Here is an 18,290-nt window from a genome sequence, read left to right on the forward strand (position 1 = left end):
CTTATGGCTGCTGCCAGAGAATGACAGCTGCCGTTACCAACAAGTTGACGAGCGTCAGCGGCAGGCACACTTTCCAGCCGAAGGACATTACCTGGTCATAACGAGGACGCGGTAAGGACGCACGAATCAAAATGAACATCATCATGAAGAACGCGGTTTTCAACGCGAACCAGATGAACGGCGGTAAGAACGGGCCATGCCAGCCACCAAAGAACAGCGTTACCATCAACGCGGAAATGGTGACAATACCGATGTACTCGCCCACGAAGAACAGACCGAATTTCATACCGGAATATTCAATGTGGTAACCGTCGGCCAGTTCCTGTTCGGCTTCTGGCTGGTCAAACGGGTGACGGTGACACACTGCCACGCCCGCGATAGCAAAGGTAACAAAACCAAAGAACTGCGGGATAACGTTCCAGATGTCGGCCTGGTTGTTGACGATGTCGGTCATGTTGAATGAACCGGCCTGCGCCACCACGCCCATCAGGGAAAGACCCAGAAATACTTCGTAGCTCAGCGTCTGCGCAGAAGCACGCATTGCACCCAGCAGGGAGTATTTGTTGTTACTGGACCAGCCTGCGAACAGCACCGCGTAAACCGCGAGACCTGCCATCATCAGGAAGAACAGAATGCCGATGTTCAGGTCAGCCACAACCCAGGTCGGGCTGACAGGAACGATAGCAAACGCCAGCAGCAGCGAGGTAAAGGCGATCATCGGTGCCAGAGTAAAGATCACGCGATCCGAGAAGCGCGGGATCCAGTCCTCTTTAAAGAACATCTTGATCATGTCCGCGACCAGCTGGAGTGAACCACCCCAGCCCACGCGGTTCGGTCCGTATCGGTTCTGGAACAGACCGAGCAGACGACGTTCACCAAAGCTCATGAATGCACCGCAGGTGACCACCACCAGCAGAATCACAACCGCTTTCAGAATGCTCAGCAGGATGTCGATAAGGTCCGGCGTTAACCAACTCATGCTTTTGCCTCCTGCAAGTTATCAAGACGCGCGCCCGCCAGTACCGGAGCGATGCCAGGCATCCCCATTGGCAGACCCACCTGCCCTGCTGTCAGACCTTCGGAGATAATCAGCGGCAGGCTGATTGTCTGGCCATCGTAGCTAAAGGCAATGTTCGCGCCCGCATTCACGCCAAGCTTCGCGGCGTCTGCCGGGTTGAGCTTGATGTAAGGCTGCGGCATACGTTGCTGGAATACAGGAGAACGTTGGGACATTTCGTCGCTACCAAACAGATGGTAGTACGGCGCAATACGCCAGTTACCTTCCTGAGCCTGGAAGCTTGCCGGTACGGCGCTGAAGAAATCCAGACCGCTTTCGGAGGCTTCAATCAGACGCACACCCGGATCGCCGTGACGCAGGGAGCCGCCCACTTCTGCCTGGAACTTGTTCCATGCCTGTGGGGAGTTCCAGCCCGGTGCCCATGCGAACGGAACCTGAGAGCGCGGCGCAGACGGCTGGTTGTTCCCTTCCATAGAGAAGGCGAACATCGTGTCTTTGTCCTGCGGCTGACGAGGTTCATGCACGCTGATGTTGGCACGCATTGCGGTACGACCGCTGTAACGGTGTGGTTCACGCGCCAGTTTCTGGCCGCGAATACGGAAGCTTGCGTCAGGTGCAGCATCTTTGATGCCCGCCAGCTGAGGCAGTTTTTCCACAACCGCGTCGATAACGTGGTCAAGCTGCGTCCAGTCCACTTCACGGCTCTGCACGGTGCTGTCCAGGGAGTGCAGCCAGCGCCAGCTTTCCAGCATAATGGTGTTGCTGTCGTAGTACGCCGGGTCATAAACCTGGAAGAAGCGCTGTGCGCGGCCTTCGTTGTTAATCACCGTACCGTCGCTTTCTGCGAAGCTTGCCGCAGAGAGCACAAGGTGCGCTTTATCCATAATCGCGGTGCGCTGATGGTCAATCACCATCACCAGCGGTGCTTTTGCAAGCGCAGCGTCAACGCGTGCCGCAGAGGCATGACGATGCAGGTCGTTCTCAAGCACGATAACCGCGTCAGCAGCACCGGTTTCCAGTTCGCTTAACGCTGCGTCCAGAGAACCGCCGCCAATCATACCCAGGCCAATGCTGTTCACCGCACGGGCAATCATGGTCACGCCAACGTCTGAACCGCGGCCTTTCAGGGCTTTGGCAACGTTTGCTGCAGCCTGAACGATCTCAACGCTACCGGCATTAGTACCGGAAATAATCAGCGGTTTCTTCGCACCCGCCAGCGCCTGAACAATCACGTCAACCTTGTTTTGCAGGTCGCGATCCAGTTCAACTGCCGGAGAGTTGCTGTCCAGCGCGTGTGCAATGGCAAAGCCGAGACGGGCCTGGTCTTCAACCGGCGCGCGGTAGGTCCACGCTGCGATATCATCCAGACGGGTATCATCAATGCTGGTAACAAACAGAGGATGCTTGGCGCGCTGGCCGATATTCAGGATTGCCGCAATCTGCCAGTCAGCCACTTTCTGGGCTGCCGCCATTTCGCGTGCTTTACCTTTCACCGCCTGGCGAACCGCCAGAGCCGCGCGAGCGCCGGTCTGAGTCAGGTCTTCACCTAACACCAGAACTGCATCATAGGATTCGATTTCGCGCAGCGCAGGAGTATGAATACCGCCTTCGCGCAGCACTTTCAGCACCAGTTGCAGACGTTCCTGCTCGCCCTGGGCGATACCGGTGTAGAAGTTTTCAGCTCCAACCAGTTCACGCAGCGCGAAGTTACTTTCGACGCTGGCACGTGGGGAGCCGATACCGATCACTTTCTTCGACTGGCGCAGAATATCTGCCGCGCCCTGCATCGCTTGTTCAGCGTTCAGGGTGATCAGGTCATCGCCACGGCGCTGAACCGGCTGACGCGGACGGTCTTTCAGGTTCACATAGCCATAACCGAAACGACCACGGTCGCACAGGAAGTAGTGGTTAACGGTACCGTTATAGCGGTTTTCGATACGACGCAGTTCGCCGTAACGTTCACCCGGGCTGGTGTTACAACCAAGGGAGCACTGCTGGCAGATGCTTGGTGCAAACTGCATGTCCCATTTACGGTTGTAGCGCTCGGAGTGGGTTTTGTCCGTGAATACGCCGGTCGGGCAGATTTCTACCAGGTTACCGGAGAATTCGCTTTCCAGCGTACCGTCTTCCGGACGACCGAAGTAGACGTTGTCATGTGCGCCATATACGCCCAGATCCTGACCGTCTGCATAGTCTTTGTAGTAACGCACACAGCGGTAGCAGGCGATGCAGCGGTTCATTTCGTGAGAGATGAACGGCCCCAGATCCTGATTGCGGTGGGTACGTTTGGTAAAGCGATAGCGACGGAAGCTGTGACCGGTCATAACGGTCATATCCTGAAGGTGGCAGTTACCGCCCTCTTCACAGACCGGACAATCGTGCGGGTGGTTGGTCATCAACCATTCCACAACGCTTTCGCGGAACTGTTTGGCTTCTTCATCGTCAATCGAAATAAAGGTGCCTTCGGTAGCTGGCGTCATACAGGACATCACCAGGCGACCACGCGTGTCTTCCGCGTTTTGATATTGCTTCACCGCACACTGGCGGCAAGCACCGACGCTGCCCAGCGCCGGATGCCAGCAAAAGTACGGAATATCAAGGCCGAGCGACAGACAAGCTTCTAGCAGGTTGTCCGCCCCGTTGACCTCGTATTCTTTGCCGTCTACATGAATCGTAGCCATTAGCATGCTTCCAGTTGGCTCAGATTAGCTCTGAGCGTTAATCAAAATTCTGTCTTTACCAGCGCGCTTTCAGCAGGTTCGGCTGAATACCATTAATTGAATGGGTATTGCTGAACGGCTGCTTGATGCCTGCTTCGAATTCGTCGCGGAAATATTTAATCGCGCTCTGCAATGGCTCTACAGCACCCGGTGCGTGGGCACAGAAGGTTTTACCTGGGCCCAGGAATCGACACAGTTGCTCAAGTGTCTCGATATCGCCCGGCTGGCCTTCGCCACGTTCAATAGCACGCAGGATCTTCACGCTCCACGGCAGACCATCACGGCACGGTGTACACCAGCCGCAGGACTCACGGGCGAAGAACTCTTCCAGGTTACGTACCAGCGACACCATGCCGATCTCGTGGTCGACAGCCATCGCCAGCGCCGTACCCAGACGGCTGCCTGCTTTACCAATGCTTTCGAATTCCATTGGCAGATCAAGGTGGGCCTCGGTCAGGAAATCTGTCCCTGCCCCGCCTGGCTGCCAGGCTTTGAATTTCAGCCCGTCACGCATCCCGCCTGCATAGTCTTCAAGAATTTCGCGCGCGGTCGTGCCAAATGGCAGCTCCCAGACACCCGGGTTCTTCACGCGGCCAGAGAAGCCCATCAGCTTGGTACCTGCATCCTTACTTGAAGAGATGCCCTGATACCACTCCACGCCATTGGCGAGGATTGCCGGGACGTTACACAGGGTTTCGACGTTGTTTACGCAGGTCGGTTTACCCCATACGCCAGAGCTCGCCGGGAACGGTGGCTTGGAACGCGGGTTCGCACGACGGCCTTCAAGGGAGTTAATCAGCGCGGTTTCTTCACCGCAGATGTAACGCCCTGCACCGGTGTGCACGAACAGTTCGAAGTCAAAACCGGTGCCCAGAATATTTTTACCCAGCAGACCCGCTTCGGTCGCTTCGGCAATCGCGCGACGCAGGTTTTCTGCCGCTTCGATGTACTCACCGCGCAGGAAGATGTAGCCACGGTACGCTTTCAGCGCGAACGCGGAGATCAACATGCCTTCCACCAGCAGGTGCGGCAGCTGTTCCATCAGCAGGCGGTCTTTATAGGTGCCCGGCTCCATTTCATCGGCGTTACACAGCAGGTAACGGATGTTCATGGACTCGTCTTTCGGCATCAGACTCCACTTCAGACCGGTGGAGAAGCCCGCACCGCCGCGCCCTTTCAGGCCAGCGTCTTTCACCACATTAACGATGTCGTCCGGTGCCATGCCACCCAGGGCTTTACGCGCACCGGCATAACCGTTTTTGCTTTCGTATTCTTCAAGCCATACCGGCTGTTTGTCATCGCGCAGACGCCAGGTCAGCGGATGAGTCTCAGCAGTACGAATTACAGTTTTCATTTGTACTGCTCCAGAAGGTCAGGAATGGCTTCCGGCGTCAGATGGCTGTGAGTGTCCTCATCAATCATCATGGTCGGCCCCTTGTCGCAGTTACCCAGGCAGCAGGTTGGCAGCAGGGTAAAACGACCGTCGAACGTGGTCTGGCCCGGTTTGATATCGAGTTTCTTCTCAATAGCAGCCTGAATGCCCTGATAACCCGTAATGTGACAAACCACGCTGTCACAGTAGCGGATCACGTGGCGGCCAACCGGCTGGCGGAAGATCTGGCTATAGAACGTTGCCACACCTTCTACGTCACTTGCCGGAATACCCAGCACTTTTGCGATCTCATAGATCGCCCCATCCGGCACCCAACCACGCTGTTTCTGTACGATTTTCAGCGCTTCAATGGACGCCGCACGCGGGTCTTCGTAGTGGTGCATCTCGTGCTCAATGGCGGCACGTTCTGCTTCACTCAGCTCAAAAGCCTCGGTCTGTGGTTGTTGATTTTCGTGCATAATTAGCGGTCCACATCTGACATAACAAAATCGATACTACCCAGATACACAATCAGGTCAGAGACCAGACTGCCGCGAATAGCGGCCGGGATCTGCTGCAAGTGCGCGAAGCTTGGCGTACGCACACGGGTACGGTAGCTCATGGTGCTGCCGTCGCTGGTCAGGTAGTAACTGTTGATACCCTTGGTCGCTTCGATCATCTGGAAGGATTCCTGCGCCGGCATGACCGGGCCCCAGGACACTTGCAGGAAGTGCGTGATAAGGGTTTCGATATGTTGCAGCGTGCGCTCTTTCGGTGGCGGCGTCGTCAGCGGGTGATCCGCTTTGAACGGGCCTTCCGGCATGTTGTTGAGGCACTGCTCAAGGATGCGCAGACTCTGGCGCAGCTCTTCCACTTTCAGCATCACACGGGTGTAGCAGTCGGAAACGCCGCCGCCAACCGGGACTTCAAAGTCGAAGTTCTCGTAACCAGAGTAAGGACGGGCTTTACGCACGTCGAAATCAATACCGGTCGCACGCAGACCTGCCCCTGTTGTACCCCACTCCAGCGCTTCTTTCGCACCGTAAGCGGCAACGCCCTGGGAACGGCCTTTCAGGATGGTGTTACGCAGCGCGGCTTTCTCGTAAGAAGCCAGACGTTTTGGCATCCAGTCGAGGAATTCACGCAGCAGACGGTCCCATCCGCGCGGCAGATCGTGTGCTACACCGCCGATACGGAACCAGGCCGGGTGCATACGGAAACCGGTAATCGCTTCTACCAAATCGTAAATTTTCTGACGGTCAGTAAAGGCGAAGAAGACCGGGGTCATCGCGCCAACGTCCTGAATGAACGTGGAGATGTACAGCAGGTGGCTGTTAATACGGAACAGTTCTGAGAGCATCACGCGAATCACGTTAACGCGATCTGGCGTAGTGATACCTGCCAGTTTCTCAACGGCCAGCACGTATGGCATTTCGTTTACGCAGCCGCCGAGATATTCGATACGGTCAGTATACGGAATGTAGCTGTGCCAGGACTGACGCTCGCCCATCTTCTCAGCACCACGGTGGTGGTAGCCGATATCCGGTACGCAGTCGACAATCTCTTCACCATCGAGCTGAAGAATAATACGGAATGCACCGTGCGCAGACGGGTGGTTTGGACCGAGGTTAAGGAACATGAAGTCCTCGTTTTCGGTACCACGCTTCATGCCCCAGTCTTCCGGCTTGAAGGTCAGCGCTTCCATCTCCAGATCCTGCTTGGCTTTGGTCAGCTCAAACGGGTCGAATTCAGTGGCACGCGCCGGGTAGTCTTTACGCAGCGGGTGGCCTGTCCAGGTCTGCGGCATCATGATGCGCGTCAGATGTGGGTGGCCGTCAAAGGTCATACCGAACATTTCCCAGGTTTCACGCTCATACCAGTTGGCGTTCGGGAAAAGTTTGGTGATCGTTGGCAGATGCATGTCGTTTTCAGACAATGCCACCTTGAGCATGATATCCGTGTTGCGGTCTATTGAGATCAGGTGGTAGAAAACGGAAAAATCCGCAGCAGGGAGGCCCTGGCGGTGGGTACGCAGACGTTCATCCATGCCGTGTAAGTCAAACAGCATGACGTATGGTTTTGGCAATTTCTTGAGGAAATCGACGACTTCCAGTAATTGTTCACGCTTCACCCAAACAACGGGTACCCCGGTGCGGGTGGCCTGAACAGTAAAGGCATCCGGCCCAAAACGGTTGTGCAGCTCGCCAATGACCGGGTCATCCAGATGATCCCGGGTTTGCCATGCGGCTTCTTGCGCGGTTAAGTCGGTCATATTGTTCACCATTGCAAATGGTCCGTGGTGACTGTCAAGCCTGGCTTCGCGCTATTTGAGTAGTGATATGCGAAGGTGTTCTCCAGGCCTACAGGCGCAAATTAAATTTCGTCAGGCGTACGCAGATTGGTGACGGCAATACGTTCACCGCGTTTACGCTCGCGCTCAGACTGCATGTTGGCGCGATACACACCCTGATCGCCTACGACCCAGGAGAGCGGACGGCGTTCTTTACCGATGGACTCCTGCAACAGCATCAGAGCCTGCATATAAGCTTCCGGACGTGGCGGACAACCTGGGATGTACACATCCACGGGAATGAACTTATCAACGCCCTGCACAACGGAATAAATGTCGTACATACCGCCTGAGTTTGCACATGCGCCCATGGAGATAACCCATTTTGGTTCCAGCATCTGGTCATAAAGACGCTGAATGACAGGTGCCATTTTGGTAAAGCATGTACCGGCTACCACCATCAGGTCGGCCTGACGTGGGGAAGCACGCAGTACCTCTGCCCCAAAACGCGCAACGTCATGCACCGCAGTGAATGACGTCACCATTTCAACGTAGCAGCAAGAAAGGCCAAAGTTGTATGGCCAGATGGAGTTCTTACGACCCCAGTTGACCATATCGTGCATGGCGTGCTCGAGCTTGCCCATGTACACGCTTTTATTGACTTCTTGCTCCAGGGGGTCGGTTACGATCTCCTGTTTTTGCAGGGGGTAACGGTCATTCTCACCGTTAGGATCTATGCGGGTGAGCGTATAATCCATCTTATTGCCTCGCTGTTACTGCTGACGATTAGAGATACTGTTTTCCGGGTTGATGTGTTCACGACGTGAACGCACAGGCGTCCAGTCCAGCGCGCCGATACGCACCAGATAAACCAGACCGGCCAGTAGCACTAAAATGAAAATTGCGGCCTCGACAAAGCCCACCCAACCACTTTCGCGGATGGAGGTAGACCATGCGAAAAGGTAAAGCGCTTCAACGTCGAAGATGACGAAGAACATGGCTACCAGGTAGAACTTGGCAGACAGGCGTAAGCGAGCGGAACCTACTGAATCAATGCCTGATTCGAAAGGTGTGTTTTTGTGCCTTGCGCGGGCGCGACCGCCCAGGAACCAGCCGCCGACTAACATCAGGCAGCACAGGCCAATGGCTACAATAAGAAAGATTGCGAATGCCCAGTGATGAGCGATGACTTCTGTGGATGTTGACATACTCATTGCTTACTCATCAAAAGTGATACCGACGACACTGCTCTTGCTGGCAGATGGGCATCACATCGATTCATGGGGAGGAACAAATAACCTTACACTAACTGTCGGAAATGAGGCGTAGACAGCAAAATGATGTGGTTTTTTACTCCTTTCTATAACCTTTTGTCAACTTTAACAAAGGTTTCTTCACATTAAATTACATCGAACGATTCCCATTAACATTTCATGCCATTTAACCCTGGTGGGTGCCTGACTTTACGTCAACAGCATGTTGTTGAATCGTGTCCGTTTTGGAAGTAAAAAAAATAACCCTCCTATTTTGACAGGATTTGCCAACGATTCCTCCCCCCAAATAGGAGTATTTTCTTGATCTGAGACACGCTTTTGTTAATTCAATCAAAAAAACGGCAACATATTTCCCGTTTTTTTAACATGAACACCCCAGAAAGGAACTGAGAACAGAAATTGTTTAAATTTTAAACCAATCACACTAACTTAATGATAATTAATATTTATTTTCATAACCCTTATTTTGACGAAGGTTATTTTTATCAAAAAAAAACCACTCCGTGAGAAAATCACGCGAGTGGCTCTTTTTTACACTTACATTTTGTTACCAGAAATTTGAGCTATTGATCACTCAAATCCCCTTGAACCACCAGGGAGTCGCCCCCCCCTTCGGGAGTAACATGCTCATATTGCCAGGGGTTATGGTAGTTTTCCATGGCCTCAAACACGACCTTCGCCAGTTCGTTATTGCTGGACGCGTTGTGGCAGAGCAAGTATTCCGTATCCGGCAGTACCGGAAGACCGTCGGCTTTACCCAATACGCGCAGATCCGGGCTCATCATCTCTACCGGACGAGCCGTTACGCCAAGCCCCGCTTTCACGGCGGCACGCACTGCTGGCAAGGTCGACGCCACATAAGCCAGACGCCACGGGATATTGGCTTCATTCAGCGCTGAAATCACCATATCGCGGAACGGGCTCGGCTCATCGAGCAAGACCAACGGAATAGCCTCACCTTTTTGCAGAACATATTCGGCTGCGCAATACCAATGTGTTGGTGAGGTCCGTAACGTCAGACAATCAAATTGCCCAGGACGATGCGTAGTCACCACCAAATCAACTTCATTCTCCTTCAACATATCCACCATAAAGGCGTTACGTTTTACGCTAACATCTAGCGCAAGTTTCGGATAAACCGAACTAATACGGTTGAGAAGGAAAGGCAATATGGTATCAGCGGATTCATCAGATGCGCCTAATGTTAGCACTCCCTGAAGGTTGCTAAACATTAATGACATACATGCTTCATCATTAAAGCGAAGTATTTTCCTGGCATAACCTAAAAGCTGAATACCGTGCTCAGTTAAAAGTTTATTACGCCCATGGCGTGCAAAAAGCTCTTTACCGACCAGTTGTTCCAGCCTTTGCATTTGTTGGCTAACGGCTGACTGGGTACGGCAAACTGCGGCAGCAGCTGCTGCAAAAGTGTTGAGATCGGCGACCGCAACAAACGTTCTCAGCAGATCGAGGTCGAGATTCATTATCGGACGATTTGCATTTATCATATCTATTCACTTACAGGTTGCTCGTGCGGAGCTGCCCGGGTTGAAGCTGTGTAACAGTTAAACAATTCCTTCTGAAGGATTTCCCTCGCATCCCGGCCCGGCAGACTGCCTGACAGATAGTTATTGTGCTGCTGTGAACCAACAGTCAGAAATCACGTTTCATGACGTTATTTTTATTCTCTAAAACGTTCAGGATATTTAGATGTTTGCAGGTTTATGTAAATTCCATTAAAGGAAATGCACATTACCTGCCATCTTGATCGCAGCGCTGTTAACGTAGCAGGATGTAGTTTACACATTCCCGCCAGAGATAACTCTAACAATAACAATCAATTATATAAAAAAAGTTGATTCAGATAGGCAATACATGAGTATCTCTCATCTACTCTTCTGAAAGACATCTTAACCCAAATCCACTTTATTTATAAGTATTATTGCAATATTCAGGATTTAACAGGGCTGGTAAGCAACTTAACTAATTTTATTAAAATTAACGAAAGTTGCATTTTCATCGGTAATAATAAATAAATTTTAATTTAGATTAAGGTCATTCATTAATAACACTTAACATTAATTTTACATGGACAACTTTTAACCCTGTTAATCAATATAATGCGCAACACCCCTTAAAGCTCAGGTTTTACGAAAAGTCACGCAGGGAAACTGCTCTGCAGTTCCCCGTCTTGCAGATCTGAGCTTTATTTATTCCAGCATAAAATGCAACAAATCAATACATAAAAAGCACAATAAACCTAATACCACACTACATACGTTACTTTAGTGCAGGCAAATCGTTTACGAATAGGGTAATAGATTGCAAAGAATTTATCCCATTGTGCAAAATCTTCTTCTGTACGCCCTTCAAAACGACGCGAGGTGGGAGTACATTGTTCCGTGCTGACTTCCACGGCAGGGAGTGGCAATAATAGCGAAAAGGTTAAAGGTTCATGTCCCCTATCGAAAAATCCAGCAAACTAGATAACGTCTGTTATGACATTCGCGGCCCGGTACTCAAAGAGGCAAAACGTCTCGAAGAAGAAGGCAACAAGGTTCTGAAGCTCAACATTGGTAACCCCGCGCCATTTGGTTTTGAAGCGCCGGATGAAATCCTGGTTGATGTGATCCGCAACCTACCTACTGCGCAAGGTTATTGCGATTCCAAAGGACTCTACTCAGCACGTAAAGCCATCATGCAGCATTATCAGGCGCGTGGGATGCGTGATGTGACCGTGGAAGATATCTATATCGGTAACGGCGTTTCCGAACTGATCGTACAGGCGATGCAGGCACTGTTGAACAGCGGTGACGAAATGCTGGTTCCGGCACCGGATTACCCGCTGTGGACGGCAGCCGTGTCGCTGTCCAGCGGTAAAGCGGTGCACTACCTGTGCGATGAATCCTCCGACTGGTTCCCGGATCTGGATGATATCCGCGCCAAAATCACCCCACGTACGCGCGGGATTGTGATTATCAACCCGAACAACCCAACGGGTGCGGTGTACTCCAAAGAGCTGCTGATGGAGATCGTAGAGATCGCCCGCCAGCACAACCTGATCATTTTCGCTGACGAAATCTACGACAAGATCCTGTATGACGCAGCGCAGCACCACTCTATCGCCGCGCTGGCCCCAGACCTGTTAACCGTCACCTTCAACGGCCTGTCAAAAACCTACCGCGTGGCGGGCTTCCGTCAGGGCTGGATGGTACTGAACGGCCCGAAAAAACACGCGAAAGGTTATATCGAAGGGCTGGAAATGCTGGCGTCTATGCGCTTGTGCGCAAACGTCCCGGCGCAGCACGCGATCCAGACGGCGCTGGGCGGTTACCAGAGCATCAGCGAGTTTATTGTCCCTGGCGGGCGTCTGTATGAGCAGCGCAACCGTGCATGGGAACTCATCAACGATATTCCGGGTGTGTCCTGCGTGAAGCCAAACGGCGCACTCTATATGTTCCCGAAAATTGACGCTAAGCGCTTCAATATTCATGACGATCAGAAAATGGTGCTGGATTTCCTGCTTCAGGAGAAAGTGCTGCTGGTTCAGGGGACTGCGTTTAACTGGCCGTGGCCGGATCACGTGCGTATCGTTACCCTGCCGCGCGAAGATGATCTGGAAATGGCCATCAGCCGCTTCGGGCGTTTCCTCTCCGGTTATCATCAGTAATCTTAAAAATCAGGCTACTTCAGGTAGCCTGATTTGCATCTTGCCTCCCCTCCCCGCACAATGAAACCTGTCGCAGTGAAGACAAAAGGTAACCTATGAGTCAGAGCCATTTCTTTGCCCACCTCTCCCGCCTAAAGCTCATCAACCGCTGGCCGCTGATGCGCAATGTGCGCACTGAGAATGTGTCAGAACACAGTTTGCAGGTCGCGATGGTCGCCCACGCGCTGGCAGCCATTAAAAACCGTAAATTTAACGGACAAGTCAACGCAGAACGCATTGCCCTGCTGGCGATGTACCATGATGCGTCAGAAGTTCTGACCGGGGATTTACCCACCCCGGTGAAATATTTCAATTCGCAAATTGCCCAGGAATATAAGGCCATCGAGAAGATTGCTCAGCAGAAGCTGATCGACATGGTGCCGGAAGAGTTACGCGATATCTTCGAGCCGCTAATCGATGAGCATAGCTACACCGAAGATGAGAAATCACTGGTGAAGCAGGCAGATGCGCTGTGCGCCTATCTGAAGTGTCTGGAAGAGTTGTCAGCGGGAAACAACGAATTTTTACTGGCAAAAACGCGTCTGGAGAAAACGCTGGAGTCCCGCCGCAGCGATGAGATGGACTATTTTATGCAGGTGTTTGTGCCGAGCTTCCATTTATCGCTGGACGAGATTAGCCAGGATTCGCCGTTGTAATTTTTTTGCCGGGTAGCGGCTTCACCTTACCCGGCCTATGTTTCTGCGCTGGCGCTAAAACTGGAATAAAACAGGAATTAACACCACGCACACCACCATCACCAGCACCGTAAATGGCACCCCAATCTTCACGAAATCACTGAATTTATAGTTACCCGGCCCCAGCACCAGCGTGTTAACCGGTGAAGAGACAGGCGTCATAAAGGCCGCCGACGCCGCCATCGCCACCATCATGGCAAACGGATAAGGCGAGACGCCCATTGATTTCGCCATCGCCAGGGCAATGGGCGCCATTAATACGGCTGTTGCGGTGTTTGAGATAAACAAGCCAATCGCGGCACACATAACAAACAAGCACACCATCATCATATAAGGCCCGTAGCCACCGCCAACGTCCATCAACCCTTTCACAATCAAGTCCACACCGCCGGTTTTTTGCAGCGCCAGCGCAAAGGGCATCATCCCGACGATAAGAATAATGCTCGGCCAGTGAACGGCTTTGTAGGCACTTTCCGCATCTATGCAACGGAATTTGCCCATTAGCAAACAAGCAATAATCGCCGCCACCGGATTGGGGATCTCGTCGGTAAGCATCAGAGCAACCATCAGCACCAGGCAAAAAATCGCATGAGGTGCCTGGCTGTGAGCAGGTGAGGCATCGCTCTCTTCAATGGGCATGTTGAGAACCACAAAATCACGGCCTTTTTGCCCCAGCTGGCTGATGAGCTTCCAGTTGCCCACGACCAGGAAGATATCCCCCAGCAGAATAGGTTCATCGACCACGGCGCCTTCAAGCGCCACGCCGTCACGCTTCAGACCAACAACATTCAGGCCGTAGCGGGTACGAAAACCAATTTCGCGGACGGTTTTACCCAGCAGTTCCGATTCAGGAATAAGTGAGACTTCAGCCATGCCCACATCCAGCGCCTGATCCGAAAAATACTCGCCGCGCAGAACCATGGGCTCAAGCAGCTGCTCGCTGCAAAACTCGCGCAGATCGACGTCTGCCGTGGACATATCAATCAGCAAAACATCGCGCGCACGGAATTCTGATACCCCGTTAACATTGACAATAACCCGACGAAAGCGACGCCAGCGCTCCACACCGATAACGTTCGCGCCGTAACGCTCGCGCAGCCTGAGGTCATCAAGCCGCTGACCAACCATCGGCGAACCCGGGCGGATCGCCAGGCGGCGGGCCCGGCCAGTCAGGCGATACTCTTTAATCAAATCGCGGAAGGTGCGCCGCTTCCAGCCATCTTTCGCTTTATCCTGTTTTTCGCCCTTTAGCGCAAAACGGGTTAACAGCATATAGATAACGCCCAGAACCAGAATCACCAGCCCAAGCGGGGTGACGCTAAAAAAGCTAAACCCCTGCAACCCTTCGCGGATTAACTCACTGTTGACCACCAGGTTTGGCGGCGTGGCCACCAGCGTCATCATGCCGCTGATAAGCCCGGCAAAGCTCAGGGGCATCATCAGACGTGACGGCGAGGTCTGCATTCGCATGGAGACACTCAGGACAACCGGAATGAAAATGGCCACCACGCCGGTTGAACTCATAAACGCGCCCAGCCCGGCAACGGTTACCATCAGGTAGACCAGCATTTTGGTTTCACTGTTACCCGCAACTTTGACCAGCCACGCCCCCATAATGGTCGCCACACCGGTGCGCACCAGGCCATCACCGATAATAAACAGGGCCGCAATCAGAATGACGTTAGGGTCACTAAACCCTGAGAAGGCTTCATGCAGCGTGAGCGTGCCGCTCAGTACAAAGGCAACAATGACAAACAAGGCGATGGCATCCATGCGCACCTTGCCTGTGGCAAAGAGAATGATGGCGATTAAAAGCAGGCTGAGGACCCAAATCAGTTCACCGTTCACAACATATCCTTGTCAGAGGGATCAAAGGAAAAGAGTGCCATAAAAAAGCCCCAACAAAGTGGGGCTAAATCATGGGGTTACATTTTCAACGAGACAGTTACAATTCCGTCAGGCGACTTAGAGACCGCTATCGCCGTCAGAGAGCTGAGGACAAAATCGGCTTCGTCCAGCCGGGGAGAGTCCGCCGGTACGTTAACCGCGATAACGTGGCTGCCGGCATTCAAACCAGCCAGAACACCGGCCGCCGCATCTTCCACCACGACACACTCTGCGGGTGCAAGCCCCAGTAACTCAGCGCCCAGTAAAAATGCATCAGGCTCTGGTTTGCCGCGCTTAACGCGTTCTGCGGTGATAAACACTTCAGGCTTAGGTAAACCTGCTGCTTTATGACGCGCATGTGCAACAGGGATTGAACCTGATGTCACGATAGCCCACGGGATGTGCGCTTCGTTCAGATGTTCAAGCAGTTCACGCGCACCAGGAAGTGCAACGATCCCGTCAGTATCTGTCGCTTCAATTTGCTCAAGATATTTGAACTCCGCCTGAATCTCTTCCTCCGGGCTCCCCGTCAGGAAATGGCGCAACGAGGTAATGGCCTGTTTGCCATGGATGAAATTCAATACTTCCTGGTGGTCTATGCCATGCCTGTCGGCCCAATGGCACCAGGAGCGCTCCACAACCGGCAGCGAATCCACCAGCGTACCGTCCAGATCAAACAGAAAACCTTTACACTGCACATGCACCTCCGTCAGGCATTAATGATTTGTTGAATTTCGTTGCTACTTAAATGGTACTGGCGCGGGCAGGAGTGCCAGACGCTCAACATACGCTGGTATTTTTCCCACATTGGAGTCTGCGCATTAAAACCGTGCGTGCCCGCATCAAAGTGGGTATAACGCCCTTCTGTGTTCACCATAAAGCGCACATAGCTGAGATAACGCGCTTCAGTTGCGGCATCAAAGCCCAGGAACGTGACGCGACGTTCATCGATGGACTGCTGATCTTTGAGATTGGTCCAGGAAACGTTCAGTGCGTGATACATCTCCATGATATCGATAACGGTACGGCAGGTTTCTTCTTTAAGCTCGCCAAACTCGCGATCCAGTTCGCGCATCTGCAAACCAAACCCGCGTTCAACGATAGTCTGCAAGCGGCTGTAGCGCTCAGCGTTGTCGGGATCAAGCATAGTCATCATCTTGTACTGGTTAGACAAAATCAGACGTTGAGCATGGGTCATTTCCATCTTTCGACTCCTGTAGCGCATTGCACTTAAAAAAAAAGACACGGTAACTGTTTGTTACTGTGCCTTCTTTTAATAGTCGTTTCGATGATCAATCACAAATCATCGAGGAATGTTTTATCAAGTTGTTTAAATGCTCGCTTAAGGGTATCGGCCAGCGCCTGATAATCCGGTTTACCTTCAACCGGGGCTAACGCCTGCCCTGCCTCTTCAAGTTTTCCGCGAACTTCATAAAACCAGTGTAAAATTGTTGGTGGCAACGGCGTTACCGAACGTTTGCCTAACCACCACAGGCCCTGCATTGGCAGGCTCAGCGCAAACAGCGCTGTGGCAACGGCCGGCCCAAGCTGGCCACCCAGTGCAATTTGCCAGCACAGGGTAAAGATAGCCACAGGCGGCATAAAACGAATCGCATAACGCGTGGCGCGTATCACGCGATTCTCAACGAACATTGGCGCAAGGCGCTTTTCCATGGGCCACGTCTTTGCGTAATGCTGGCCCCGACGAAACAGACTGAAAAAGCTCACGGAGGGGATCTCAGGTGTCGACATGGCTGTACCTCAACTTCACATATAAAAATTAAAATTTTCGTGCAAAACCACAACAAGCTATGACAACGTTCAAAATATTTTGTCATCGCTACCCAGTATCGGGTATTCTGTGCCAGCCTGATAGGGCCTTAGACGAGAATCGTTAACTCGTCAAATTATCGCATATTATGCCATTGTCTGAAAAATGTTCAAAATGGCATAAAATCATATGTATTTCTTCCATCATGCCAGAATGTTCGTTCGGCATGATGTTAATCATAAATGTCTGGGTCCGATTGCGTTACGCTTCACGACTCACTGACGTTTTTTTAGCCACGTATCAATAATAGGTACTTCCATGTCGAGTAAGTTAGTACTGGTTCTGAACTGCGGTAGCTCCTCACTGAAATTCGCCATCATCGATGCGCTCAACGGTGACGAGTACCTCTCTGGTTTGGCCGAATGTTTCCACCTGCCAGAAGCACGTATCAAGTGGAAGATGGACGGCAGCAAACAAGAAGCGGCTTTAGGTGCAGGCGCCGCTCACAGTGAAGCGCTGAACTTTATCGTTAACACTATTCTGGCACAAAAACCAGAACTGTCTGCTCAGCTGACTGCGATTGGTCACCGTATCGTCCACGGCGGCGAAAAATACACCAGTTCCGTGGTGATCGACGAATCTGTGATCCAGGGTATCAAAGACTCTGCATCCTTCGCGCCGCTGCACAACCCAGCTCACCTGATCGGTATCGCTGAAGCACTGAAATCCTTCCCGAATCTGAAAGACAAAAACGTGGCCGTATTCGATACCGCGTTCCATCAGACTATGCCGGAAGAGTCTTACCTGTATGCCCTGCCGTACAGCCTGTACAGAGAGCACGGCGTACGTCGTTACGGCGCGCACGGCACCAGCCACTTCTATGTCACTCAGGAAGCGGCAAAAGTGCTGAACAAACCGGTTGAAGAAGTGAACATCATCACCTGCCACCTGGGCAACGGTGGTTCTGTTTCTGCTATCCGCAACGGTAAATGTGTTGATACCTCCATGGGCCTGACCCCACTGGAAGGTCTGGTGATGGGTACGCGTTCCGGTGATATCGACCCGGCGATTATCTTCCACCTGCACGACACCCTGGGCATGAGCGTTGATCAGATTAACAAGATGCTGACCAAAGAGTCTGGCCTGCTGGGTCTGACCGAAGTGACCAGCGACTGCCGTTATGTTGAAGACAACTACACAGACAAAGCAGACGCTAAACGTGCAATGGACGTTTACTGCCACCGTCTGGCTAAGTACATCGGTTCTTATACTGCACTGATGGAAGGTCGTCTGGACGCGGTTATCTTCACCGGTGGTATCGGTGAAAACGCCGCAATGGTCCGTGAACTGTCCCTGGGTAAACTGGGCGTTCTGGGCTTCGAGGTTGATCACGAACGTAACCTGGCTGCCCGTTTCGGTAAGTCTGGTTTCATCAACAAAGAAGGCACCCGTCCTGCTATCGTTATTCCAACTAACGAAGAGCTGGTCATCGCGCAAGACGCGAGCCGCCTGACAGCCTGATTCCACACCGCCAGCTTAGCTGGCGGTGCTGTT

Annotated in this window: 15 protein-coding genes; 3 read left to right on the top strand and 12 right to left on the bottom strand. The window is 52.4% G+C overall.

Translation table 11 applies throughout. The features are described 5' to 3' along the window. Position 1: 1 nt before the first annotated feature. The 8 genes from nuoH to lrhA form a co-directional block, all read right to left on the bottom strand. The gene (nuoH, locus tag HV107_RS01980; protein WP_006176509.1) at positions 2–979 is read right to left on the bottom strand and encodes an NADH-quinone oxidoreductase subunit NuoH; all 978 of its coding nucleotides are present in this window, start codon (positions 977–979) and stop codon (positions 2–4) included. Beyond that, the gene (gene nuoG / locus HV107_RS01985; RefSeq protein WP_182061861.1) at positions 976–3,699 is read right to left on the bottom strand and encodes an NADH-quinone oxidoreductase subunit NuoG; all 2,724 of its coding nucleotides are present in this window, start codon (positions 3,697–3,699) and stop codon (positions 976–978) included. Before nuoG ends, nuoH begins: the two co-directional genes overlap by 4 nt. A gap of 55 nt (positions 3,700–3,754) precedes the next feature. Further along, entirely contained in the window at positions 3,755–5,092 is a 1,338-nt protein-coding gene (gene nuoF / locus HV107_RS01990) for an NADH-quinone oxidoreductase subunit NuoF (RefSeq protein ID WP_182061862.1), read from the bottom strand. Further along, a complete protein-coding gene (nuoE, locus tag HV107_RS01995) occupies positions 5,089–5,589 on the bottom strand; it encodes an NADH-quinone oxidoreductase subunit NuoE (protein ID WP_014071107.1) in 501 nt (166 codons plus the stop codon). The genes nuoF and nuoE overlap by 4 nt, the downstream gene beginning before the upstream one ends. Before the next feature lie 2 nt (positions 5,590–5,591). Beyond that, positions 5,592–7,394 carry an NADH-quinone oxidoreductase subunit C/D gene (nuoC, locus tag HV107_RS02000; protein ID WP_182061863.1) on the bottom strand — a complete coding sequence of 601 codons (1,803 nt, stop codon included), beginning with the start codon at positions 7,392–7,394 and terminating at the stop codon, positions 5,592–5,594. A gap of 89 nt (positions 7,395–7,483) precedes the next feature. Further along, positions 7,484–8,158, bottom strand: a complete 675-nt coding sequence (gene nuoB / locus HV107_RS02005; RefSeq protein WP_003861482.1) for an NADH-quinone oxidoreductase subunit NuoB — start codon at positions 8,156–8,158, stop codon at positions 7,484–7,486. Positions 8,159–8,173: 15 nt separating this feature from the next. Continuing rightward, a complete protein-coding gene (nuoA, locus tag HV107_RS02010; protein ID WP_014071109.1) occupies positions 8,174–8,614 on the bottom strand; it encodes an NADH-quinone oxidoreductase subunit NuoA in 441 nt (146 codons plus the stop codon). Between the two features lie 623 nt (positions 8,615–9,237). Then, on the bottom strand, positions 9,238–10,182 hold the full coding sequence (lrhA, locus tag HV107_RS02015) for a transcriptional regulator LrhA (protein WP_182061864.1): 945 nt from the start codon (positions 10,180–10,182) through the stop codon (positions 9,238–9,240). Between the two features lie 947 nt (positions 10,183–11,129). Between lrhA and alaA the strand changes: the two genes are divergently transcribed. After that, positions 11,130–12,344 (top strand): alanine transaminase AlaA, encoded by a 1,215-nt coding sequence (gene alaA, locus HV107_RS02020; RefSeq protein ID WP_003861471.1) that lies wholly within the window; start codon positions 11,130–11,132, stop codon positions 12,342–12,344. Positions 12,345–12,439: 95 nt separating this feature from the next. Further along, positions 12,440–13,039: a 5'-deoxynucleotidase gene (yfbR, locus tag HV107_RS02025; RefSeq protein ID WP_182061865.1), complete on the top strand. Its 600-nt coding sequence runs from the start codon at positions 12,440–12,442 to the stop codon at positions 13,037–13,039. A 54-nt stretch (positions 13,040–13,093) separates the two neighbouring features. Here the strand turns inward: yfbR and HV107_RS02030 are convergent, their stop codons facing one another. The 4 genes from HV107_RS02030 to yfbV all read right to left on the bottom strand — a co-directional run bounded on the left by HV107_RS02030 (position 13,094) and on the right by yfbV (position 16,717). Beyond that, a complete protein-coding gene (locus HV107_RS02030) occupies positions 13,094–14,926 on the bottom strand; it encodes an SLC13 family permease (RefSeq protein ID WP_182061866.1) in 1,833 nt (610 codons plus the stop codon). Between the two features lie 77 nt (positions 14,927–15,003). Beyond that, complete coding sequence (locus HV107_RS02035; RefSeq protein WP_182061867.1) at positions 15,004–15,663, bottom strand: sugar phosphatase; 660 nt, start codon at positions 15,661–15,663, stop codon at positions 15,004–15,006. 11 nt (positions 15,664–15,674) lie between these two features. Next, the gene (locus HV107_RS02040) at positions 15,675–16,169 is read right to left on the bottom strand and encodes a YfbU family protein (RefSeq protein WP_182061868.1); all 495 of its coding nucleotides are present in this window, start codon (positions 16,167–16,169) and stop codon (positions 15,675–15,677) included. A 92-nt stretch (positions 16,170–16,261) separates the two neighbouring features. Then, on the bottom strand, positions 16,262–16,717 hold the full coding sequence (yfbV, locus tag HV107_RS02045) for a terminus macrodomain insulation protein YfbV (protein WP_014071115.1): 456 nt from the start codon (positions 16,715–16,717) through the stop codon (positions 16,262–16,264). A gap of 337 nt (positions 16,718–17,054) precedes the next feature. Between yfbV and ackA the strand changes: the two genes are divergently transcribed. After that, the gene (gene ackA / locus HV107_RS02050; RefSeq protein ID WP_182061869.1) at positions 17,055–18,257 is read left to right on the top strand and encodes an acetate kinase; all 1,203 of its coding nucleotides are present in this window, start codon (positions 17,055–17,057) and stop codon (positions 18,255–18,257) included. The last annotated feature ends 33 nt before the right edge of the window (positions 18,258–18,290 follow it).

It is taken from the genome of Enterobacter sp. RHBSTW-00175, from assembly GCF_013927005.1.
In the GTDB taxonomy this organism is placed as follows: domain Bacteria; phylum Pseudomonadota; class Gammaproteobacteria; order Enterobacterales; family Enterobacteriaceae; genus Enterobacter.